The organism is Streptomyces sp. NPDC006193 (assembly GCF_040613915.1).
In the GTDB taxonomy this organism is placed as follows: Bacteria; Actinomycetota; Actinomycetes; order Streptomycetales; family Streptomycetaceae; genus Streptomyces.
In genome coordinates, this window is record NZ_JBEXTB010000021.1 from 91,178 (window position 1) to 114,354 (window position 23,177).

The window sequence follows — 23,177 nt, forward strand, 5'->3', positions numbered from 1 at the left end:
ATGGACGCTGTGACCCAGGTCCCCACCCCCGTCAACGAGCCGGTGCACGGCTACGCCCCCGGCTCGCCCGAGCGCGCCCGCCTTGAGGCCAAGCTCAAGGAACTGGCCGAGAACCCGATCGATCTGCCGATGACCATCGGCGGCGAGAAGCGGATGGGCGGCGGCGAGCCGTTCGAGGTCGTCCAGCCGCACAACCACAAGGCCGTCCTCGGCACCGGCCGCCACGCCACCCGGCAGGACGCGAAGGACGCCATCGACGCGGCCCTGGCCGCCGCCCCGGCCTGGCGCGCGATGTCCTTCGACGACCGCGCCGCGATCATCCTGCGCGCCGCCGAGCTGCTGGCCGGTCCGTGGCGCGAGACGATCGCCGCCTCCACCATGCTGGGCCAGTCGAAGACCGCCCAGCAGGCGGAGATCGACACGCCCTGCGAGCTGGTCGACTTCTGGCGCTTCAACGTCCACTACGCCCGCCAGATCCTGGCCGAGCAGCCCCCGGCGAACTCCCCGGGCGTGTGGAACCGCCTCGACCACCGCCCGCTGGAGGGCTTCGTCTACGCGATCACGCCGTTCAACTTCTCGGCGATCGCGGCCAACCTGCCCACCGCCCCGGCCCTGATGGGCAACGTGGTGGTCTGGAAGCCGTCCCCGACCCAGACCCACGCGGCCGTGCTCCTCATGGAGCTGCTGGAGGAGGCGGGCCTGCCGGCGGGCGTCATCAACCTCGTCACCGGCGACGGCATCGCGGTCTCCGAGGTCGCCCTGGAGCACCGCGACCTCGCGGGCATCCACTTCACCGGTTCGACCAAGACCTTCCAGTACCTGTGGAAGACGGTCGGCAACAACATCGAGAAGTACCGCTCCTACCCGCGTCTGGTCGGCGAGACCGGCGGCAAGGACTTCCTGGTCGCCCACCCGAGCGCCGACCGCGCGGTGCTGAAGACCGCCCTGACCCGCGGCGCCTTCGAGTACCAGGGCCAGAAGTGCAGCGCCACCTCCCGCGCCTACATCCCGGCCTCCATCTGGAACTCGGGCTTCAAGGAGGAGTTCGCCGCCGAGGTCGACAGCCTGACCATGGGCGACGTCACCGACCTGTCCAACTTCATGGGCGCGGTGATCGACGAGCGGGCCTTCGCCAAGAACAAGGCGGCCATCGACCGCGCCCAGCAGGACCCGGCCTGCACGATCGTGGCCGGCGGCAGCTACGACGACTCGGTCGGCTACTTCGTCCGTCCCACCGTCATCGAGTGCACCGACCCGGAGAACGAGGTCTTCACCACCGAGTACTTCGGCCCGATCCTCGCGGTCCACGTCTACGAGGACGACAAGTACGACGAGATGCTGACCCAGATGGAGTCGGTGTCGGACTACGCCCTCACCGGCTCGGTCATCGCCAACGACCGCGCCGCGGCGGCGTACACGATGGAGAAGCTCCGCTTCGCCGCGGGCAACTTCTACATCAACGACAAGTCGACCGGCGCCGTCGTCGGCCAGCAGCCCTTCGGCGGCGGCCGCGCCTCCGGCACCAACGACAAGGCCGGCGCCCCCCAGAACCTGCTGCGCTGGACCCTGACCCGCGCCATCAAGGAGACCCTGGTCCCGCCGACCGACTACACCTACCCGCACATGGGCTGAGCGGCCCGCTTGCGACGGCCCGGGAGACCCGCCACGGAGCGGGCCTCCCGGGCCGTCGCCGTCCGCGCCCGCCTCGCCGTCCGAGCCCGCCGTGGTGTTCCCGGCCGGCCCGCCCACCGGCGACACTGGGGCCGTGACCCTGCGACTCGCCCACACCGCCGCGCTGGGCCCGGCGGACCTGCGCCACGTGCGCGCCCTGCTGGACGGCGCCTTCGGCGGGGACTTCTCCGACGAGGACTGGGAGCACGGACTGGGCGGCGTGCACGCCCTCGTCCACGACGGGGCGGGGCTCGCCGCGCACGGCGCGGTCGTGATGCGCCGGGTGCGCCACCGGGGGCGCTGGCTGCGCACCGGGTACGTGGAGGCCGTCGCGGTACGGGCCGACGTGCGGCGGACGGGACTCGGCGGGCGCGTGACGGCCGCGCTGGAGCGGGTGATCGACCGGGCCTACGACCTCGGCGCGCTCTGCGCGAGCGACGAGGGCGCCCCGCTGTACACGGCCCGCGGCTGGCAGCGGTGGCCCGGACGGGTGCACGCGCTGTCGCCGGACGGGATCGTGCGGCTGCCGGACGAGGAAGGCGGCGTGTACCTGCGGCCGGCGCTCGCCGGGCCGCCCGACCCGGCCGGGGAACTGGTCTTCGACTGGCGCGACGGGGACGTCGTCTGACGGCGGAACGGGCCGCGCGGACGACTCCGGCCGGCGCCGCCGCCGCGCGGCGGCGCCCGCGCTTCCCCCGGCCGCTGCCCCGCGAGGGCGAAGCCGCAGCTCAGAGCCGTACGGCCCGATTCGCCGTCTCAGATAGTAGGAAGTCCGAGTAAGTGTGCAGACAGCGAGGTCCGGCTCCCTTAGCTTGGGAGGAGCCGAACGTCTCGCTCGATCCAGCGAATGGCGGTCGTGAGCCGGGCCCCGTGCAGGCAACCCCTGCGGCCGTCGCTCCCCGCCCCTTCCGGCGTCTCGTCGTACTTCTCCTCCCCCTTGTGCCGAAGGAGCCGATCACCATGGCCGAGACGACCGTCCGCCGCCGAGTCCGCCACGTGTCCCGCACCACCGAGTCCGACCGCAAGAACGCCGCCGCCGCCCTCCAGCGCGCCCTGGACCGCCGGGACAACGGCGGTTCGACCGGCCACTGAGAGCCGGGCCTGTCCGTCGCCCGGGCGTCCGAATGACGGACACCGCGTGTCATCCCCTGGGACGAAGAGTAGGGTGCCCGCATGTCTCGCACCCTCAATCTCGCAGTGATCCCCGGTGACGGCATCGGCCAGGAGGTCGTGGCCGAAGGTCTCAAGGTCCTCTCCGCCGTCCTGCCGCAGGATGTGAAGCTGGAGACCGAGGAGTACGACTTCGGCGCCCGGCGCTACCACGCCACCGGTGAGACCCTCACCGACGCCGACCTGGAGCGGCTCAGGCGGCACGACGCCATCCTGCTCGGCGCCATCGGCGACCCGTCGGTGCCGTCCGGCGTCCTGGAGCGCGGCTTCCTGCTCAAGCTGCGCTTCGCCTTCGACCACCACGTCAACCTGCGTCCGTCGAAGCTGCTCCCCGGCGTCGCCACCCCGCTCGCCGGCCAGCCGGAGATCGACTTCGTGGTCGTCCGCGAGGGCACCGAGGGCCCGTACACCGGCAACGGCGGCACCATCCGCAAGGGCACCGAGCACGAGGTCGCCACCGAGGTCTCCGTCAACACCGCCTACGGTGTCGAGCGCGTGGTCCGCGACGCCTTCGCCCGCGCCCAGGCCCGCCCGCGCAAGAAGCTCACGCTGGTCCACAAGAACAACGTGCTGACCTTCGCCGGGCACCTGTGGACGAACGTCTTCACCAAGGTGGCCGAGGAGTACCCCGAGGTCACCACCGACTACGTCCACGTCGACGCGGCCACGATCTACCTGGTCACCGACCCCGCCCGCTTCGACGTCATCGTCACCGACAACCTCTTCGGCGACATCATCACCGACCTCGCCGCGGCCGTCTCCGGCGGCATCGGCGTCGCCGCCTCCGGGAACATCGACCCGAGCCGCGAGTTCCCGTCCATGTTCGAGCCCGTCCACGGCTCGGCCCCGGACATCGCCGGCCAGGGCAAGGCCGACCCCACCGCCACCGTCCTGTCCGTCGCCCTGCTCCTGCGCCACCTCGGCTACGACGCCGAGGCCGACCGCATCGACGCGGCGGTCGCCGCCGACCTCACCGAGCGCGCCGGAAAGCCGGCCCGCAGCACCTCCGAGATCGGCGACGCGCTCGCCGTACGCGTAGCCGGCTGACCCGCCGCGCCGCAACCGAGCCGCCGGGTCGTCATCGCACCCGGCGGCTTTTCCTGTGCCTCGCCGGGTGCCACCATCAACCTCTGGGCCCTTTCACCCTGATTCCGTCCGCTGCCGGACCCGCGCGATAATCGAACGCGGAGCCGCGGTATGAGGGAATGCTCGGACGTCCTAGCACTGACGACTGGCAGTACAGACGTGAGCGCGGCCCGTCACTACAACCGGTGAAGGACAACCACTCATGACGACGCCCACGATCGAGCTCAAGCCCTCCTCCAGCCCGCTCGCCGCCGCGGAGCGCGAGGCCATCCTGGCCAGCCCCGGCTTCGGCCGCCACTTCACCGACCACATGGTGACGATCAGGTGGACCGAGGGGCGCGGCTGGCACGACGGCCAGCTCGTTCCGTACGCGCCGATCCCCCTCGACCCGGCCACCCACGTCCTGCACTACGCCCAGGAGATCTTCGAGGGCCTGAAGGCCTACCGCCAGCCCGACGGCACGGTCGCCACCTTCCGCCCGGACCAGAACGCCAAGCGCTTCCAGCGCTCCGCCCGCCGCCTCGCCATGCCGGAGCTGCCGGTCGAGACGTTCATCGAGGCCTGCGACGCCCTGGTCCGGCAGGACATCGACTGGGTGCCCGCGCACGGCGGCGAGGAGTCCCTCTACCTGCGCCCCTTCATGATCGCCACCGAGGTCGGGCTCGGCGTCAAGCCCGCCAACGAGTACCTGTTCGTCGTCATCGCCTCCCCGGCCGGCGCGTACTTCCCCGGCGGCGTCAAGCCGGTGTCCATCTGGGTCTCCGAGGACCGCGTGCGCGCCGTCCCCGGCGGCATGGGCGACGCCAAGACCGGCGGGAACTACGCCGCCTCCCTGCTCGCCCAGGCCGAGGCCACCGCCAAGGGCTGCGACCAGGTCTGCTACCTCGACGCCGTCGAGCACAAGTGGGTCGAGGAACTGGGCGGCATGAACCTGTACTTCGTGTACGGCGACAGGATCGTCACCCCCTCCCTGACCGGCTCCATCCTGGAGGGCGTCACCCGCGACTCCCTGCTGGCCGTCGCCCGCGACCTCGGCTACGCGTCCGAGGAGGGCCGCGTCTCCGTGGACCAGTGGCAGCGCGACTCGGAGAACGGCACCCTCACCGAGGTCTTCGCCTGCGGCACCGCGGCCGTGATCACCCCGGTCGGCACCGTCAAGCGGGCCGGCGCCGAGTGGCGGCAGTCCGGCGGGGAGCCCGGCGAGGTCACCCTGCGCCTGCGCCGGGCCCTGCTGGACCTCCAGCGCGGCATCGCCGAGGACAAGCACGGCTGGATGCACACGATCGGCTGACGCCCGCCGCTCGCCCGAGGCCGCCCCGGACGCCCTGCGTCCGGGGCGGCCTGCGTTTCCGGGGCGGCTGTGTGCCCGGCGCCGAGGAATCGCCGCCGGGGCCACCGGGCAGGTAACGGCGCATGGGACGACAACACTGGAAGAAGATCTGGGTCGGCTCGGCCGGCAACATGGTCGAGTGGTTCGACTGGTTCGTGTACGCCAGCTTCGCCACGTACTTCGCCGGCGCGTTCTTCCCGAGCGGCAACCCCACCGCCCAGCTCATGAACACCGCCGGCATCTTCGCCGTCGGGTTCTTCATGCGCCCCGTGGGCGGCTGGCTGCTGGGCAGGGTCGGCGACCGCAGGGGCCGCAAGGCGGCGCTGACCCTGACCGTGACGCTGATGTCGGCCTCGGCGGTCCTCATCGCCGTCGCCCCCACCTATGCGGTCGCCGGCTACGGCGGCGCGCTGGTCCTGCTCGTCGCCCGCCTGCTGCAGGGGCTGTCGGTGGGCGGCGAGTACGCGGCCAGCGCCACCTACCTGACCGAGGCCTCCGCCCCGGAGCGGCGCGGCTTCGCCTCCAGCTTCCAGTACGTGTCGATGACCGCCGGCCAGATCGCCGGCCTCGGCCTGCAGATCGTCCTGCAGTGCACCATGTCCGACGACGCCCTGCACAGCTACGGCTGGCGCATCCCGTTCGTCGTCGGCGCGCTCGGCGCGGCCGTCGTCTTCTACCTGCGCCGCACCATGCTGGAGACGGAGGTGTACGCGGCGGACGCCTCGCACGCCGGGGAGCGCGGCACCCTGCGCGCCCTGTGGCGGCACCGGCGGGAGGCGTTCCTGGTGATCGCCCTGACGATGGGCGGCACGGTGGCCTACTACACGTACACCACCTACCTCACCAAGTACCTCTCCAACTCGGCGGGCCTTCCTAAGCAGACCGCGACCCTCGTCTCGTTCACCGCGCTGATCGTCTTCGCCTGCCTGCAGCCGCTCGCGGGCGCCCTGTCCGACCGCGTCGGCCGCCGCCCGCTGCTGATCACCTTCGCCGTCGGCTCCACGCTGCTGACGGTCCCGGTCATGACGCTGCTGAGGCACGCCGACGGCTACTGGCCCGCGCTCGGCCTCGCCCTGCTGGCGCTGGTCGTCGTCACCGGCTACACCTCCATCAACGCCTGCGTGAAGGCCGAGCTGTTCCCGACCGGCGTGCGGGCGCTCGGCGTGGCCCTGCCGTATGCGATCGCCAACGCCCTGTTCGGCGGCACCGCCGAGTACGTGGCCCTGTGGTTCAAGAAGGCCGGCGCCGAGTCCGGCTTCTACTGGTACGTGGCGGGCTGCGCCGCTGTGTCACTGATCGTGTACGTCACCATGCGGGAGACGAAGGACCTCGATCTGAACCGGGTGAAGGCCGTCGAGGACTCGGGTGAGTCCAGTCTGACGACCGCATCCTGAGACGCTCGGTGAGCCGGGGGCGCGGCTGTGCCAGACTGCCCCCGTGCTCTCGTTCGCCATGATGATTGGCAGCAGGCGCGCCGGTCCGCAGTGACCACCTCGTACGACCAGGTGCGGGTGGCCACCGTCGTCCTCGACCCGCGCGCAGACCTCTCGCACCCGCGAGGGGTTTTTTCGTTTTCCGGCCCACCCTCAGCCGGGAGGCGGAGCGCGGGGGAGTGGCGGGGGACGGTGGAGCCGGTCATTCCGGTACAGACCGAAGATCCACAACAGGAGCCTTGAGACCATGACCGAGACGGCAACCAGCGAGCTCGACGACTCGTTCCACGTCTTCGACACCACGCTGCGCGACGGCGCGCAGCGCGAGGGCATCAACCTCACCGTCGCGGACAAGCTCGCCATCGCACGGCACCTGGACGACTTCGGCGTCGGCTTCATCGAGGGCGGCTGGCCCGGCGCGAACCCCCGCGACACCGAGTTCTTCGCCCGTGCGCAAGCGGAGATCGACTTCCGGCACGCCCAGCTCGTCGCGTTCGGCGCCACCCGCCGCGCCGGCGCCAAGGCCGCCGAGGACCCCCAGGTCCAGGCCCTGCTCGACTCCGGCGCCCCGGTGATCACGCTGGTCGCCAAGGCGCACGACCGGCACGTGGAACTGGCGCTGCGCACCACGCTCGAGGAGAACCTGGAGATGGTCCGCGACACCGTGTCCCACCTGACGGGGCAGGGCCGCCGTGTGTTCGTCGACTGCGAGCACTTCTTCGACGGCTACCGCGCCGACCCCGAGTACGCCAAGGCGGTCGTCCGCACGGCCTCCGAGGCCGGCGCCGACGTCGTCATCCTCTGCGACACCAACGGCGGCATGCTCCCGGCGCAGGTCCACGCGGTCGTCTCCACCGTCCTCGCCGACACCGGCGCCCGGCTCGGCATCCACGCCCAGGACGACACCGGCTGCGCGGTCGCCAACACCCTCGCCGCCGTGGACGCCGGCGCGACCCACGTGCAGTGCACGGCCAACGGCTACGGCGAGCGCGTCGGCAACGCCAACCTGTTCCCGGTCGTCGCGGCCCTGGAGCTGAAGTACGGCAGGAAGGTGCTGCCCGAGGGCCGCCTGCGGGAGATGACGAGGATCTCCCACGCCATCGCCGAGGTCGTCAACCTCACCCCCTCCACGCACCAGCCCTACGTCGGCGTCTCCGCCTTCGCGCACAAGGCCGGCCTGCACGCCTCCGCCATCAAGGTCGACCCCGACCTGTACCAGCACATCGACCCCGAGCTGGTCGGCAACACCATGCGGATGCTGGTCTCCGACATGGCGGGCCGCGCCTCGGTCGAGCTGAAGGGCAAGGAGCTCGGCGTGGACCTGGGCGGCGACCGGGAACTGGTCGGCCGCGTGGTCGAGCGGGTCAAGGAACGGGAACTGCAGGGCTACACGTACGAGGCCGCCGACGCCTCCTTCGAACTGCTGCTGCGCGCCGAGGCCGAGGGCAGGCCGCTGAAGTACTTCGACGTCGAGTCCTGGCGGGCCATCGTGGAGGACCGCCCCGACGGCACCCACGCCAACGAGGCCACGGTCAAGCTGTGGGCCAAGAGCGAGCGGATCGTCGCCACGGCCGAGGGCAACGGCCCGGTCAACGCCCTCGACCGCGCGCTGCGGGTCGCCCTGGAGAAGATCTACCCCCAGCTCGCCGAGCTGTCCCTGGTCGACTACAAGGTCCGCATCCTGGAGGGCAGGCACGGCACCCGGTCCACCACCCGCGTCCTGATCTCCACCTCCGACGGCACGGGCGAGTGGTCCACGGTCGGCGTGGCCGAGAACGTCATCGCCGCCTCCTGGCAGGCACTGCAGGACGCGTACACGTACGGCCTGCTGCGGGCGGGCGTGGAACCGGCGCGGTAGCCCCAGTGGAGGCATGACCTCACACGAGAGCGACCTGCTGTCCCGGGCCCGCGTGGCGACCCGGCTGCCCGCGCGGGACCTGGACCGGGCCCGGCGCTTCTACGCCGACGGGCTCGGCCTGCACCCGGTGGACGAGCGGCCCGGCGGGCTGCTGCACCGGTGCGCGGGCGTGGACTTCGTCGTGTTCCGCTCGACGGGGGCCTCGCCCGGCACCTTCACCCGGATGGCCTCCGAGGTGGACGACATCGAGGCGGCCGTGGCCTCAGGGCGCTCGCCAGATGTTGTCGAAGGCGATGTTCTCGATGCGGCGGCGCTCGCGCACGGCCTGCAGTTCGGTCACCGCGTCGCCCACCGCCAGCAGCACGCGGAGCACCGCCCCGTCGCCGGGCTCCGCGTCGGCCGGCGGGTCGGCCTCCAGGCCCAGGGGCGCGGCGAGGCCGGCCAGGACCGGGTCGCGGGAGTCCCAGCGGTCGGCCGCGTGCCGCCGGGCGGGCGTGTCGGCCGGGACGGTGTCCCCGCTCCGGCCCGGCAGCCAGTGCCGGCGCTTCCCGGTGAGCTGCCCGTCGGCGTCCAGCGCGTCCCGGTAGGCCACGGCCAGGCCCTCGCCGCGCCGCCACAGCCAGTCCTCGACGCGCTCGTACGGTTCCTCCCGGACGAGCGCCGCCCCCGCCTCGTCCAGCATCCGGTCACCCGTGACCGGCGCCGGCCCGGGCACGATGCGCTCGCCGTCCAGGGTGAGCGCCCGGACGCCGAGGAGGTCGATCAGCTCGGCCCCCGCGAGCGCCAGCGACAGGTCGCCCTGCTCGACGGGACGCTCACCGGGCACCTCCAGGCTGACGAGGAACAGATCCTGCGGTGTGGTCATGCCTCCACCTTGGTCCGCGGGCGTGCGATCCGCAGCACGCCACACCGTCCCCGCTCGGCGGGCGTCCGCGGCGAGCCGCTCGAACGCCCTGCGCCGCGGTGCCGGCCCGCCGGTGCCCGGGCGGGGTGGACAGCGGGGAGCCGGCGTCGCCGCGCAGCCCCTCCGCGTCCGCGTCCCCCCGGTGGTGACGGGCCCGTCCCCGCCGCCCGGGCCCCCGGGCGCCGCAGGTGCCGTCCCGGCTCCTAGCGCAGGGTCCACTTCTGGTTCGCGGCGCCGGTGCAGGACCAGATCTGGGCCCGGGCCCCGTTCGCGGACGAGTTGTCCGAGACGTCGAGGCACTTGCCGGCCGCCGTGTTCACCACATCACCCGTGGCCGCGTCGTACGACCACCGCTGTGCACCGGTTCCGTTGCAGCCGTACAACTGCACCTTGGCGCCGTCCGCCGTCGAACCGGCGGCCACGTCGAGGCACTTGCCGAGCGCCCGCACGGTCCCGTCGGCCGCCGCCGTCCACTGCTGGGCCGCGCTGCCGTTGCAGTCGTAGAGCTGCACCGCCGTCCCGTCGGCGTCCGAACCGCCCGCCACGTCCAGGCACTTGCCGGCGAGCCCGACGAACGCGCCGGTCCTGGCGCCACCCTGGGACTGGTCGCCGGACCAGGTGAAGGTGGCCGAGGTCCGGCCGGGCAGCGAGTAGGTCGCGTGCTGGGAGCCCCAGCCGATCGTGACGGTCCGCGCCGAGGAGGAGCCGTTGTACGCGATGAGCGCCTTGCTGCCGTCCGGGTTGCGCCAGGCCACGTTCGGCACCGCGGTGGAGGCGGTGGAGGCGATCCGCTGGGCGCCGGGGCGGACGAACTTCGTCAGGTGGCCCATGGTGTAGTACTCGACCGTGTAGTCGACGGTGCCGCTCGCGCCGTCCCCGCGGTGCACGGTGATCAGGCCCGTGCAGGTGCCGCAGCCGCCGTTGTGCGGGCCCATGTCCTGGTCCACGGCCAGCGACCACTTGGTCACCGACTTCGCCCAGTTGCGCGTGTAGTCGATGATGTTGTTCATGTCCTCGCGCTGCTGGTCGGCGATCCAGGTGCCGCCGGAGTGCTCGGTGCCGAAGGCGTCCAGCGCCGGGTACCGGTCGTGCACGGCCGTCTGCTTGCCGACGTCGCCGCCGTAGCCGTGCCAGGCGATGCCGCCGAAGTTGGGGTGGGCGCGCACGGCCGCGTCGTCCACGGTCTGGGCGGCGTAGGAGTCGTAGACGTCCCAGTTCCAGTCGTGCGCCAGCACCTTGGTGCGCAGACCGGCCGCCTGCAGCTTCGGCAGCAGCTCGTTCTTGGTGAAGTACGCCAGCCCGCTCGCGTTCCAGCTCATCGACGGGTAGCCGGAACAGCAGGTCGGCTCGTTCTGCGCGGTGACGTACGAGACGTCGATGCCCTGGTCCCGGTAGCCCTGGAGGTACTTCACGAAGTAGGAGGCGTACGCCCCGTAGTCCTCGGCCTTGAGCCAGCCGCCGTTGAGGGAGCCGCTGTCCTTCATCCAGGCCGGCGCCGTCCACGGCGAGGCCATGACGGTCAGGGACGGATTGAGCGCGAGCGCCTGCCTGGTCAGCGGGATGACGTCCGCGAGGTCGTGGGCGAGGGAGAACTTGGACAGCGACGGGTCGCTCTGCCCGGCCGGCACGTCGTCGTAGGTGTAGCCGTAGCGCGCGAGGTCGGAGGCGCCCATCGGGTTGCGCAGGAAGGACAGGCCGATGCCGTCCGTCGGTGAGAACAGCTTGCGCAGGGTGGCGTCGCGGGTGGCCTGCGACAGCGCTCCGCTGCTGTTCATCAGCCAGGCCGCGGTGTCGGTGAAGGACGCGCCGCCGCCGGTGAAGGTCTGGTAGCGGGTGTTCTCGTCGACGGTGATGTTCTCGCCGCCGCCGGCGGCGCCGGGCTGGAAGGCGAACGGCGTCTGCGGCTGCAGCCCGCGGACGACGTGCCGTCCCGCGGAGTCGTCGGTGGTGGTGAGCCAGGCCGTGACCTGCTCACCGGCCGCGTGCGCGGGGGGTGCGGCGGCTGCGGTGACGCCTGCGGCGGAGAGCAGTCCGGCCAGCAGCAGCCGGACTGCGCGGGGGGTTCTCCTCATGTGCGTCGCCCTTCCTTCCGGGTCGGCGAAGCTGACGGGCCGTCTTGACGGGGCACAGCGGCCCGAGTTAACTCACGGCGTGATCTAAGCCATGAGTGAACCAGAGAGCCGAGGGAAGGTCCATGCGAAGAACCGCCCTGCTCGCCTCCGCCGCACTCCTCGCCGGTCTGCTGCCCTGGGCGGCCACCGCACGAGCCGCGGACGAACCGGCCCCCACGGCCGTCGACCGCTTCGAGGGCGAGGTGCCCTTCGCCTCCCAGCCCGCCGAGGGCATCTTCACCTGGGGCGGCGACGCGGACGACCCGCCCGCCCTGCGGCTCGCCGACCGCGCCGACGCCCCCGAGGGCGGCAAGGTCCTCACCGGCGCCTACGACATCAGCGGCTACGGCGGCTTCACCCACGACTACGCCGCCACCGCGCCCGCCCACGACTGGTCCGCCCACCGGGGCGTCCGCTTCTGGTGGGACGGCCGCGGCAACGGCAGGCGGATCACCTTCGAGCTCAAGGACGGCGGCGCCCACGGCGAGGCGTCCGAGCTGTGGACGGCCTCCTTCACCGACGACTTCACCGGCTGGAAGCGGATCGAGCTCCCCTTCGCCGACTTCGCCTACCGCACCGACTACCAGCCCGTCGGCGGCATCGACCACGTGCTCGGCCTCACCGCGATGTGGGGCTACTCCGTCACCCTCCCGTCCGGCGCGAAGGGCGACTTCGCCCTGGACGGCGTGGAACTGTACGGAAGGGCCGACCAGTCGGTGCGCGCCTCCGTCACCGCCGACGCCCCCGTGCACCCGGTCCCGGAGGGCCGGACGGCGAGGGTGAAGGTCGCCGTGGCCACCACCGGCGGCCAGCCCCTCACCGACCCGGTCACCGTCGCCTACACCACGGCAGGGGGCACCGCGACGGCCGGCGAGGACTACACGCCCGTCTCCGGCACCCTCACCTTCCCGGCCGGCACCGCGTCCGGCGCCGCGCGGACCGTCGAGGTGCCCACCCGCCGGGACCGGGCGGCCGAACCGGCCGAGACCGTCCCGGTGAAGCTCACCGTCACCGGCGCGAAGGCCCCCGAGGAGACCCCGCAGGTCGTCGTGGACGCGCACGGACTGCCGTACCTGGACGCCCGCCTGCCGGTCCGCGAACGGGTCGCGGACCTGGTGGGCCGGATGTCCCTGGCGGAGAAGGCCGGCCAGATGACCCAGGCCGAGCGCGGCGCGATGACCCGGCCGGGCGACATCACCGCCTACGCCCTCGGCTCCCTGCTCTCCGGCGGCGGCTCGACGCCCACGCCCAACACGCCCGCGGCCTGGGCCGAGATGATCGACGCCTTCCAGCTCCGCACCCGCGCGACGCGCTTCCAGGTCCCGCTGGTCTACGGCGTCGACGCGGTCCACGGCCACAACAACCTCGCCGGCGCCACGATCATGCCGCACAACATCGGCATCGGCGCGACCCGGGATCCGCAGCTCGCCCGGCGCACCGGCGAGGTGACGGCCGCCGAGGTCCGCGCCACCGGCGTCCCCTGGGACTTCGCGCCCTGCCTGTGCGTGACCCGCGACGAACGCTGGGGCCGCTCCTACGAGTCCTTCGGCGAGGACCCGGCGCTGGTGGAGTCCATGGAGACCGTCGTCCAGGGCCTGCAGGGCCGTGCCGACGGGCGGGACCTGAAGCGCGGCGACAAGGTGCTCGCCACGGCCAAGCACTTCGTCGCCGACGGCGGCACCGCGTACGGCTCCTCGACCACCGGGACCTACACCACCGACCAGGGCGTCACCACGGTCACCCGCGAGCAGCTGGACGACATCCACCTGGCGCCGTACCGCACGGCCGTCGAGCGGGGCGTCGGCACGGTCATGCCGTCGTACTCCTCCCTGGACATCACCGGCGACGGCAGGGGCGCGGTGAAGATGCACGCCCGCGGCGACATGATCGACGGCGTGCTCAAGCACCGCATGGGCTTCGACGGCTTCGTCGTCAGCGACTGGAACGCCCTCGACCAGCTCCCCGGTGACTACGCCGCCCGCGTCCGTGCCTCCGTCGGCGCGGGAGTGGACATGATGATGGTGCCGTACGGCTACAAGGACTTCACCACGGCGCTGATCGAGGAGGTGCGGGCCGGGCGGATCGGCGAGAAGCGGATCGACGACGCCGTCTCCCGCATCCTCACGCAGAAGTTCCGCCTCGGCCTCTTCGAGCACCCGTACGCCGACACCGCCGGCGCCGCCGCCATCGGCTCCCGGCAGCATCGGGAGGTCGCCCGCCGGGCCGCCGCCGAGTCGCAGGTGCTGCTGAAGAACGCGGGCGGACTGCTGCCGCTGAAGAAGACGCAGAAGGTGTACGTCGCCGGGTCCAACGCCGACGACATCGGCAACCAGACCGGCGGCTGGACCCTCACCTGGCAGGGCGCCTCCGGGAACACCGTCCCCGGCACGACCGTCCTGGAGGGCCTGCGCGAGGCGGGCGGGAACGTCACCTACTCCCGCGACGCCTCCGCCCCGACCGGCGGCTACGACGTGGGCGTGGTCGTCGTCGGCGAGACCCCGTACGCGGAGGGCGTCGGCGACGTCGGCAACGGCCACGACCTGGAGCTGTCCGCCGCCGACCGGGCCGCCGTGGACCGGGTCTGCGCGGCGATGAAGTGCGCGGTGCTGATCGTCTCCGGCCGCCCGCAGCTCGTCGGCGACCGGCTGGACGGGATCGACGCCCTGGTCGCCTCCTGGCTGCCCGGCACCGAGGGCGGGGGCGTCGCCGACGTGCTCTACGGCAGGCGGCCCTTCACCGGGCAGCTCCCCGTCACCTGGCCGAAGTCCGAGGCGCAGCTCCCGGTCAACGTCGGCGACGCGTCGTACGACCCGCAGTTCCCCTACGGCTGGGGCCTGACCACCCTCACCCGCGTCCCGAAGGGCTCCGCGGCCACCCTGCGCGACCTCGCCGTCAGGGCCGCGGCGGCCGAACGGCACGGCGACGACCGGGCCGGGCGGGCGCTGGTCACCGAGGCGCGGCTGCTGGTCCAGCTCAAGGCGGACGGACGTCTCACCGAGGCGGTGGCGAAGCCCTTCGCCGCCGCCGACCACCTGCTGCTGACCGGCCGCTACGCACAGGCGGTGCAGAAGCTGACGGAGGCCTACCGGGCGGTCTGACCACCGGAAGAAACTCGGATGCCCTGTTTGGGGAGGCTTCGGGTAGCGTCGAAGTATGAAGGCCGTCGCGCGGACCCGAAGCCTCCCCGCCCTGCTGCTCGCCGTTGTGGTGGTGGTGCTGGCGACGCTGTTCGCGCCCGCGGCGAGCGCGGAGACCAGCGTCGGCACGATCGCCCGGGCCCTGCGCCAGAGCCCGGTCTACGTCGACCCGGCGGCCCGCGACGAGCTGTCCGCCGCGGACGCCGAAACCCTCGCCGACCGGATCAAGGACGCGGACAAACCCCTGTTCATCGCGGTCCTCCCGGCCGGCTATCCCACCGCGAGGCTCTTCTCCGACCTGCGCGGGGCCACCGGCGTCACCGGCCTGTACGGCATCCGCCTCGGCGACCGCTTCGACGCCCGCGCCGACTCCACCGTCATGTCCGCCACGGCCCGGCGGAACCTGGTCTCCGGCGTCCAGGGCGAGGACGCCAAGGCCCAGCTCGCCGACTTCACCGACCGCGCGCTGGCCAACATGGGCGGCCGCGCCCCGCGGAGCTGGGGCGCCTCGGGCGGTGACGGCGACGGCGTCTCCGGCACGGCGCTGATCACGGCGGGCGCCGTGCTCGCGGCCGGCGGCGCGGGCGCGTACGCGCTGGTCCGCCGCAACCGCCGCCGCCGCGAGGAGGAGCAGCGGGCCGCCCTGGACCGGCTGCGGGTGGTCGTGGACGAGGACATCACCGCCTTCGGCGAGGAACTGGACCGCCTGAGCTTCCACCCCTCGGAGCCCGGCGCCGACGACGCGATGCGCGCCGACTACGAGCGCGCCCTGGACGCCTACGAGACCGCCAAGCAGCGCATGGCCGCGGCGCGGCGGCCGGAGGACGTCCGGCCGGTGACCGAGGCCGTGGAGGACGGCCGTTTCTCCCTCGCCCTGCTCGCCGCCCGCCGGGAGGGCCGCCCCCTGCCGGAACGCCGTCCGCCGTGCTTCTTCGACCCCCGCCACGGCCCCTCCGTCACCGACGCCACCTGGACCCCGCCCGGCGGTGCCGAGCGCCAGGTGCCGGTCTGCGCGGCCGACGCCACCCGCCTGGCCGACGGCCGCGACCCCGTGATCCGCGAGGTCGACACCGAGTACGGCCGCCGCCCCTACTGGGACGCGGGCCCGGCCTACGGCCCCTGGGCGGGCGGCTACTTCGGCGGCGGCCTGCTGCCCGGCCTGCTGTTCGGCACGGTGCTGGGCAGCATGATGGCCACCCCGTCCTACGCGGCCGGCTACGGCGCCGGGTACGGCGACTCCGGCGGCGACTACGCCGGCGGCTTCGAGGGCGGCGACGTCTCCGGCACGGACTTCGACCCCGGAGATTTCGGAAGCGGGTTCGGCGACGGCGGCGGCGGCTTCGACGGGGGCGGCGGCGGGGGAGGGGACTTCGGCGGAGGCTTCTGACCCGGGACGCCGCCCGGGGGGATTCTTCCGGCCGGCGGGGGAGACTGCCGCCGGTGCCGGCGGACGAGCGGGGGTGGGGGAGCGGAACCCGGGCGGCTTCGCACGGCGCGAGTTCGACGCTCCTCGCCGAGGGCCGGGACCGGCCCGGCGGACGGTCACGCGTTCCGGATCGCCGAGACGTCGAAGACCAGCTTGATCTTGTCGGACACCAGGACGCCGCCCGTCTCCAGGGCCGCGTTCCAGGTCAGGCCCCACTCGGAGCGCAGGATCTCGGCCCGGCCCTCGAAGCCGACGCGCTCGTTGCCGAACGGGTCCCGCGCGGCGCCGTTGAACTCCACGTCGATGGTGAGCGGCTTGGTCACGCCGAGCAGCGAGAGGTCGCCGGTGACGCGGTACTCGCCCTCGCCCAGCGCCTCCACGCCGGTGGAGCGGAACGTCATCGTGGGGAACTCGTCGGTCCGGAAGAAGTCGGAGGACTTCAGGTGGCCGTCGCGGTCGGCGTTGCCCGTGTCGATGCTGTCCATCCGGACGTCCAGCGCGGCGGTCGACCGGGTGGGGTCCGTGCCGTCCAGGTGCAGCGTGCCGGTGAAGTCGTGGAAACCGCCCTTGACGTTGGTGACCATGGCGTGCCGGGCGACGAAGCCGATCGTGCTGTGCGCCGGGTCCACGGTGTAGTCGCCGGTCAGTGCGGCCAGGTCGGCGCCGGTGGCGGTGGGGCCGGCGGCGGCGGGGGTGGTGTCCTTGCGGTCGAAGATGCCCATGACGCGCTCCTTGTTGAACGTTGAACGAACTCGATGACTCCGACGGTAGACCCCTCCGGTTCAACTTTCAACATCATCGGTCGTGTGTTCACAGTGTCACCCCGAGTCACCCCTCCCGCCCTCTGGCGCACCCGGGGAGCTCTCGGGCACCATCTGCCTGCACCGCCTGCACAGCCGACCCCACTCGCAGCACGGCCCACCGCAGGAAGGCTCCCCATGAAGGTCCGCTCCCTCCTGACCGCGCTCGCTCTCGTCGTCGCCCCCGGCGTCGCCGTCGTCGGCACCGCGACCGACGCCTTCGCCGTCACCAAGATCAGTCACGCCACCGCGACCCAGATGTTCCGCGACGTCGGCATCACCTGGTCGTCCTCCGGCAACTGCTCCGACCGGAACAACTCCAGCTGTACGTCCTTCGAGCAGCTCAACCTCGCCACGGCCCAGGGCGCCCAGACCCTCAAACGGGCCAGCGGCTGCGCCCTCAACATCACCGGCGGCACCGAGACCGGCCACGCCTCCGGCACCTACTCCCACTGGAACGGCTACAAGCTCGACTACGGCAAGAACACCTGCGTGACCTCGTACGTCAAGAACACCTTCGCGTACATCGGCCTGCGCGGGGACGGCGCGCCGCAGTACCAGTCCGGCTCCGGCAACGTCTACGCCGACGAGGGCAACCACTGGGACGTCCTCTACTACAACTGCGGCGGCTGCTGAGCCGGGCGGGGAACGGCGGTGACCGGCCCCCTGGGCATGACCCGACGCGCACTGCTGCTGGCCGCCGCCCTCGCCGCCGCCCCCGCGCCCGGCGCACGGGCGGCCGGCGACCCGTACGACGCCCTGCGCCGCCGCTGGCTCGGCATCGCCCTCGGCACGGGGTACGACCCGGCCGCCGAGCCGTACGCCTCCCGCCTCGCCCGGCTCGGCGAACGCGCCCGCTCGTACCGGGCCGCCATGGCCCCGGCCTCGGCCTCCCTGTGGCCCGGACACCCCTTCGACCCGCCGTCCGGCATCACCTTCAGCTACGGCCGGCTGTGGACCATGACCCAGGCGTACCTCCAGGCCGGCACCGGCTCCACCGGCGACCCCGGCCTCCTCGCCGGCGTGCTGGGCGGCCTGGACCACCTCTCCGCCACCGTCTACCACCCCTCGACCACCCCCTACGGCAACTGGTGGGAGTGGCAGATCGGCAGCCCCCGCCTGCTGACGGACATCACGGCCGCCCTGTGCGAACCCCTCGGCCCGGCCCGGGTCGCGGCGGCCTGCGCGGCCGTCGACCACTTCGTCCCGGACTCCGCGCTCACCGACTACTCCGGCACCTCCACCGGCGCCAACCGCGTCGACCTGTGCCGGTCGGTCGCCCTGCGCGGCATCCTCGGGCGGGACCCGGAGAAGGTCTCCCTCGCCCGCGACGCCCTCTCACCCGTCTTCCCGTACGTCACCGAGGGCGACGGCCTCTACGCCGACGGCTCCTTCGTCCAGCACACCCGGGTCGCCTACTCGGGCACCTACGGCCAGGTCCTGCTCGACGGCCTCGGGCGGCTGTTCACCCTGCTCGCCGGGTCGCCGTGGGAGGTGACCGACCCCGCCCGGCAGAACATCCTCGACAGCGTCGAGCACGCCTACGCGCCCCTGATCCACGACGGCCTGGTGATGGACTGCGTCAACGGCCGCGCCGTCAGCCGGGGCCTCCTGCGCGGCGACGACCCGCACGTGCTGCGCGGCGACCACTACCACGGGCAGATGCTGATCGCCGCCATCGCCCTCCTCGCGGCCGCCGCCGGACCGGCCGAGCGGGAGCGATGGCACGCCCGTGTCCGCGGCTGGATCGAACGCGACACCGTGACCCCCGTCCTGACCGCCCCCCAGTTCGGCGTCGCCGATCTCGCGCGGCTGCACGCCATCGCCGAGGCGCCCGGACCGGCGGCCCCCGAACCCCTCGGCCACCGCCTCTTCGCGGCCATGGACCGCGCCGTCCACCGCGCCCCGCGCTTCACCGCCGCCCTGGCCATGGCCAGCGACCGCATCGCCCACTACGAATGCGGCAACGGCGAGAACCCGCGCGGCTGGCACACCGGGTCCGGCATGCTCTCCTGGTGGCCGCGCGGCCGTGGCGACCAGTACACCGACTGGTACTGGCCGACCGTCGACTGGTACCGGCTGCCCGGCACCACCGTCTCGACCCGCCGCCTACCCGACCGGGCGGGCGGCGAGTGGGGCGCCCCCGTGCCGGACGTCCGCTGGGTCGGCGGCGCCACCGACGGCGTCCACGCGGCCGTCGGCCAGCACCTCAAGGGCCTCGGATCCACTCTGGAGGCCCGCAAGTCGTGGTTCTTCCTGCCCGACGCGGTGGTCTGCCTCGGCGCCGGGATCCGCTGCGCCGACGGCGTCCCCGTCGAGACCGTCGTGGACAACCGCACCCTCGGCGAAGGCGGCGCCCCGGCGTTCGTGCGCGGCCGCACGCACGGCCGGGACTGGGCCCACCTGGAGGGCCACGGCGGATGGATCCTGCCGTGCGGCGGCGACCTGCGCACCCTCCGCGAGGACCGCACCGGCGCCTGGTCGGACATCAACACCGGCGGCAGCGGCGAGCGGCGCACCCGGCGCTGGCAGACCCTGTGGCTCGACCACGGCACCGACCCGGTGGCCGCCCGCTACGCCTACGTCCTGCTGCCCGGCGCCAGTCGTGCCGAGACCGCCGCCCGGGCCGCCGACCGGCACTGGCCGGCCCTCCTCGCCAACGACTGCGCCCGCCAGGCCGTCGCCGTGCCCCGGCTGGGCCTGACCGCGGCCACCTTCTGGCGGGCGGGTACCGTGGGGGCCCTGACCGTCTCCGCCGGCGCGAGCGTGCTCGTCGTCCGCCGGGGACGCACGGCCGTCATCGGCGCGAGCGAGCCGCCCCGCACCGGAGCCCCGCTGGAGCTCGTGTGGGACCGGCCGGTGCGCGCCGTCGTCCGCGCCGACGACACCGTGGAGGTCCGTTCGGCCGACCGCCGTCTGAGGCTCCGTGTCACTCCGGGGGTGGCATGTTCCACCCACGAATGTGAGGTGGCTCTCAGGTGACGGCTTTGTGGTACATCTACAACGACGTGGCCTCCTGAGCAGTCGGAACGGCTGCACGCGGCCATGGTTCTGTTCACTGGCACCAGGAAAACGGGCCGGAGACTGTACGGAGTGGACGGCTCGCATTCCGCGGTCTCCTTCGTAAGGTCGCTACATGACCGTTTTGGAAGAGACGACGGGTGAGCCGGCCGGCGAGCCGACGGACGCGCGCGGACGGGTCGCCGAACTGCACGGCATCCGCGCCCAGGCCGTGGCCGGTCCGAGCGAGAAGGCGACCGAGGCGCAGCACGCCAAGGGCAAGCTGACGGCGCGTGAGCGGATCGAGCTGCTCCTCGACCCCGGGTCCTTCCAGGAGGTCGAGCAGCTCCGCCGGCACCGGGCGACCGGCTTCGGCCTGGAGGCGAAGAAGCCGTACACCGACGGCGTCGTCACCGGCTGGGGCACGGTGGAGGGCCGTACGGTCTTCGTCTACGCGCACGACTTCCGGATCTTCGGCGGCGCGCTGGGCGAGGCCCATGCCACCAAGATCCACAAGATCATGGACATGGCCATCGCGGCCGGCGCCCCCCTCGTGTCGCTGAACGACGGGGCCGGGGCCCGCATCCAGGAGGGCGTCTCGGCCCTCGCCGGCTACGGCGGCATCTTCCAGCGCAACACCAAGGCGAGCGGTGTCATCCCGCAGATCTCGGTGATGCTCGGCCCGTGCGCGGGCGGCGCGGCCTACAGCCCGGCCCTGACCGACTTCGTCTTCATGGTCCGCGAGACCTCCCAGATGTTCATCACCGGCCCGGACGTGGTCAAGGCGGTGACGGGCGAGGAGATCACCCAGAACGGCCTGGGTGGCGCGGACGTCCACGCGGAGACGAGCGGCGTCTGCCACTTCGCCTACGACGACGAGGAGACGTGCATCGCCGAGGTGCGCTACCTCCTGTCGCTGCTCCCGCAGAACAACCGCGAGAACCCCCCGCGGGTGGAGTGCACGGACCCGGTGGACCGCCGCAGCGACGTCCTGCTGGACCTGGTCCCGGCCGACGGCAACCGGCCGTACGACATGGCCAAGGTCATCGAGGAGATCGTCGACGACGGCGAGTACCTGGAGGTCCACGAGCGCTGGGCCCGCAACATCATCTGCGCCCTGGCCCGCCTCGACGGCCAGGTGGTCGGCATCATCGCCAACCAGCCGCAGGTGCTGGCGGGCGTCCTGGACATCGAGGCCAGCGAAAAAGCTGCGCGTTTCGTCCAGATGTGTGACGCTTTCAATATCCCGATCGTCACCTTCCTGGACGTCCCCGGGTTCCTTCCGGGCGTCGACCAGGAGCACGGCGGAATCATCCGGCACGGCGCGAAGCTGCTGTACGCCTACTGCAACGCGACCGTGCCGAGGATCTCGCTGATCCTGCGCAAGGCGTACGGAGGTGCCTACATCGTCATGGACTCCCAGTCGATCGGCGCCGACCTGACCTACGCCTGGCCGACGAACGAGATCGCCGTGATGGGCGCGGAGGGCGCCGCCAACGTCATCTTCCGGCGGCAGATCGCCGAGGCCGAGGACCCCGAGGCCATGCGTCAGAAGATGGTCAAGGAGTACAAGGCCGAGCTGATGCACCCGTACTACGCGGCCGAGCGGGGCCTCGTCGACGACGTCATCGACCCCTCGGAGACCCGCGAGGTGCTGATCAGGTCCCTGGCGATGCTGCACACCAAGCACGCCGACCTGCCCTCGCGCAAGCACGGCAACCCCCCGCAGTGACCCTGCGGACCCGCCGCGGCGACCCCGCGGACCCCTCTCTCACGGAGACCGACATCCATGAACACGCCTGACATCCGCGTCGAGAAGGGCCACGCCGAGCCCGAGGAGGTCGCCGCCATCACGGCCGTCCTCCTGGCCCGCGCCGCGGCCCGCCCCGCCCCCGCGGCCCAGACCCACCGGGGCCGCGCGAAGGCGGGCTGGCGCCGCCTGGAACGCGAGGGCGGCTTCCGCGCACCGCACAGCTGGCACGGCTAGACCGCGCGACACCACCGGCACCGGAAGGGCCCCTCCCGCGGGAGGGGCCCTTCTCGTCGTGCCCGCGCGGCGACCGGACGGCCCGCCGATCCCCGATCCGTCCGGCACCGGCGGCAGGCCGGCCGAGGTCCGTTCGTGCGGAGCGCCCCCGCGTACAGCGCGCCGGCGTGGTCGGCGTCCTGCCCGGGCGGACGCCGCCCGCCCGGATCCCCGGCCGAGGAGCATGCGTGCGCGGTCCCGGCGCGCACCGCGGCCCCCGACCGGCGCCGACCAAACCCTCCGCACCCCCGCCGGCCCCCGCACCCCCGCCCGCCAGCCCGTCCGACCGCCCCCGCCCGTCCGCCAGCCCGCCGGCCTGGCTGGCCCGTCCGACCGCGCGTCCGTCCGCCCGTCCGTCCGCGCGTCCGTCCGTCCGTCCGCCCGTCCGTCCGCCCGCCTGGCTGTCCGCTCGCGCGTCCGTCCGTCCGCCTGTCCGCTCGCGCGTCCGTCCGTCCGCCCGTCCGTCCGCCCGCCTGGCTGTCCGCTCGCGCGTCCGTCCGTCCGCCCGTCCGTCCGCCCGCCTGGCTGTCCGCTCGCGCGTCCGTCCGTCCGCCCGTCCGCCAGCCCGCCCGCCTGGCTGGCCCGTCCGTCCGCCTGGCCGCCCGCCCGTCCGACCGCCCGCCTGGCTGTCCGCTCGCGCGTCCGCCCGTCCGCCCGTCCGCCCGTCCGCCCGTCCGCCTGGCCGCCTGGCGGTCCGCGGTGCTGTGCGGGTCGCTGTCCGCGAGGCCGTGCGCGCGGCCGTCGGCGTCGGTGGGGTACGCGAAGACCCCGCGCCCCCCAGAAGGGGCGCGGGGTCTTCGCACGCACGTCGCGCCGACCACCCGCGGCCGGCGCGCACACCGGGGCGGCCCGGGCGTCCGGCCTACCGCAGGCGCGCCATCAGGGCGTGTTCCACCAGGGTGATCAGCGCGCTCTTGGCGTCCGCGCGGTGGCGGGCGTCGGTGGTGATGATCGGGGTGTCGGGGCCGATCTGCAGGGCCTCGCGCACCTCGTCCGGGGAGTAGGGCTGCTGGCCGTCGAAGCCGTTGAGGGCGATGACGAACGGCAGGCCGCTGTTCTCGAAGTAGTCGACGGCGGGGAAGCAGTCGGCGAGCCTCCTCGTGTCGACCAGGACGATGGCGCCGATGGCGCCGCGGACCAGGTCGTCCCACATGAACCAGAAGCGGTCCTGGCCGGGGGTGCCGAACAGGTACAGGATCAGGTCCTGGTCCAGGGTGATGCGGCC

17 protein-coding genes and 1 pseudogene are annotated in these 23,177 nt (G+C 73.1%); 14 read left to right on the forward strand and 4 right to left on the reverse strand.

The window, feature by feature from the left end; genetic code table 11:
• The 8 genes and pseudogenes from pruA to ABZ261_RS19950 all read left to right on the forward strand — a co-directional run.
• Window positions 1–1,632 (forward strand): L-glutamate gamma-semialdehyde dehydrogenase, encoded by a 1,632-nt coding sequence (gene pruA, locus ABZ261_RS19915; RefSeq protein ID WP_356860875.1) that lies wholly within the window; start codon window positions 1–3, stop codon window positions 1,630–1,632.
• A 133-nt stretch (window positions 1,633–1,765) separates the two neighbouring features.
• Window positions 1,766–2,299 (forward strand): GNAT family N-acetyltransferase, encoded by a 534-nt coding sequence (locus tag ABZ261_RS19920; protein WP_356860877.1) that lies wholly within the window; start codon window positions 1,766–1,768, stop codon window positions 2,297–2,299.
• Window positions 2,300–2,631: 332 nt separating this feature from the next.
• Window positions 2,632–2,763, forward strand: coding sequence for a hypothetical protein (locus ABZ261_RS19925; protein ID WP_005479955.1), 132 nt, complete (start codon window positions 2,632–2,634; stop codon window positions 2,761–2,763).
• 81 nt (window positions 2,764–2,844) lie between these two features.
• On the forward strand, window positions 2,845–3,888 hold the full coding sequence (locus ABZ261_RS19930; protein ID WP_356860879.1) for a 3-isopropylmalate dehydrogenase: 1,044 nt from the start codon (window positions 2,845–2,847) through the stop codon (window positions 3,886–3,888).
• Window positions 3,889–4,129: 241 nt separating this feature from the next.
• Window positions 4,130–5,218 (forward strand): branched-chain amino acid aminotransferase, encoded by a 1,089-nt coding sequence (locus ABZ261_RS19935; protein WP_356860881.1) that lies wholly within the window; start codon window positions 4,130–4,132, stop codon window positions 5,216–5,218.
• Between the two features lie 122 nt (window positions 5,219–5,340).
• On the forward strand, window positions 5,341–6,651 hold the full coding sequence (locus ABZ261_RS19940; RefSeq protein ID WP_356860883.1) for an MFS transporter: 1,311 nt from the start codon (window positions 5,341–5,343) through the stop codon (window positions 6,649–6,651).
• 286 nt (window positions 6,652–6,937) lie between these two features.
• Window positions 6,938–8,548, forward strand: a complete 1,611-nt coding sequence (cimA, locus tag ABZ261_RS19945) for a citramalate synthase (RefSeq protein WP_356860885.1) — start codon at window positions 6,938–6,940, stop codon at window positions 8,546–8,548.
• 13 nt (window positions 8,549–8,561) lie between these two features.
• Window positions 8,562–8,810, forward strand: a pseudogene (locus ABZ261_RS19950) (VOC family protein); the annotation flags it as partial.
• Here ABZ261_RS19950 and ABZ261_RS19955 read toward each other — a convergent pair.
• Entirely contained in the window at window positions 8,811–9,413 is a 603-nt protein-coding gene (locus ABZ261_RS19955; protein ID WP_356860887.1) for a GPP34 family phosphoprotein, read from the reverse strand. It abuts the pseudogene before it with no gap.
• Window positions 9,414–9,655: 242 nt separating this feature from the next.
• The gene (locus tag ABZ261_RS19960; protein WP_356860889.1) at window positions 9,656–11,524 is read right to left on the reverse strand and encodes a ricin-type beta-trefoil lectin domain protein; all 1,869 of its coding nucleotides are present in this window, start codon (window positions 11,522–11,524) and stop codon (window positions 9,656–9,658) included.
• Between the two features lie 122 nt (window positions 11,525–11,646).
• Between ABZ261_RS19960 and ABZ261_RS19965 the strand changes: the two genes are divergently transcribed.
• Both ABZ261_RS19965 and ABZ261_RS19970 read left to right on the forward strand, forming a co-directional pair.
• A complete protein-coding gene (locus tag ABZ261_RS19965) occupies window positions 11,647–14,661 on the forward strand; it encodes a glycoside hydrolase family 3 N-terminal domain-containing protein (RefSeq protein WP_356860891.1) in 3,015 nt (1,004 codons plus the stop codon).
• Window positions 14,662–14,716: 55 nt separating this feature from the next.
• The gene (locus ABZ261_RS19970) at window positions 14,717–16,087 is read left to right on the forward strand and encodes a hypothetical protein (RefSeq protein ID WP_356860893.1); all 1,371 of its coding nucleotides are present in this window, start codon (window positions 14,717–14,719) and stop codon (window positions 16,085–16,087) included.
• A 155-nt stretch (window positions 16,088–16,242) separates the two neighbouring features.
• On the opposite strand, the gene ABZ261_RS19975 is transcribed toward ABZ261_RS19970, so the two are convergent.
• Entirely contained in the window at window positions 16,243–16,848 is a 606-nt protein-coding gene (locus tag ABZ261_RS19975; RefSeq protein WP_356860895.1) for a YceI family protein, read from the reverse strand.
• A 216-nt stretch (window positions 16,849–17,064) separates the two neighbouring features.
• On the opposite strand from ABZ261_RS19975, the gene ABZ261_RS19980 reads away from it, so the two are divergent.
• From ABZ261_RS19980 to ABZ261_RS19995, 4 genes are all read left to right on the forward strand, one after another.
• Window positions 17,065–17,562, forward strand: a complete 498-nt coding sequence (locus tag ABZ261_RS19980) for a hypothetical protein (protein ID WP_356860897.1) — start codon at window positions 17,065–17,067, stop codon at window positions 17,560–17,562.
• Between the two features lie 36 nt (window positions 17,563–17,598).
• Window positions 17,599–19,908: a polysaccharide lyase 8 family protein gene (locus ABZ261_RS19985; protein WP_356860908.1), complete on the forward strand. Its 2,310-nt coding sequence runs from the start codon at window positions 17,599–17,601 to the stop codon at window positions 19,906–19,908.
• 154 nt (window positions 19,909–20,062) lie between these two features.
• Window positions 20,063–21,658 carry an acyl-CoA carboxylase subunit beta gene (locus ABZ261_RS19990; protein WP_356860899.1) on the forward strand — a complete coding sequence of 532 codons (1,596 nt, stop codon included), beginning with the start codon at window positions 20,063–20,065 and terminating at the stop codon, window positions 21,656–21,658.
• Window positions 21,659–21,715: 57 nt separating this feature from the next.
• The gene (locus ABZ261_RS19995; RefSeq protein WP_356860901.1) at window positions 21,716–21,913 is read left to right on the forward strand and encodes an acyl-CoA carboxylase subunit epsilon; all 198 of its coding nucleotides are present in this window, start codon (window positions 21,716–21,718) and stop codon (window positions 21,911–21,913) included.
• Window positions 21,914–22,814: 901 nt separating this feature from the next.
• Here the strand turns inward: ABZ261_RS19995 and ABZ261_RS20000 are convergent.
• Window positions 22,815–23,177 (reverse strand): ATP/GTP-binding protein (locus ABZ261_RS20000; protein WP_356860902.1); only part of this gene is annotated, 363 nt, incomplete at its 5' end.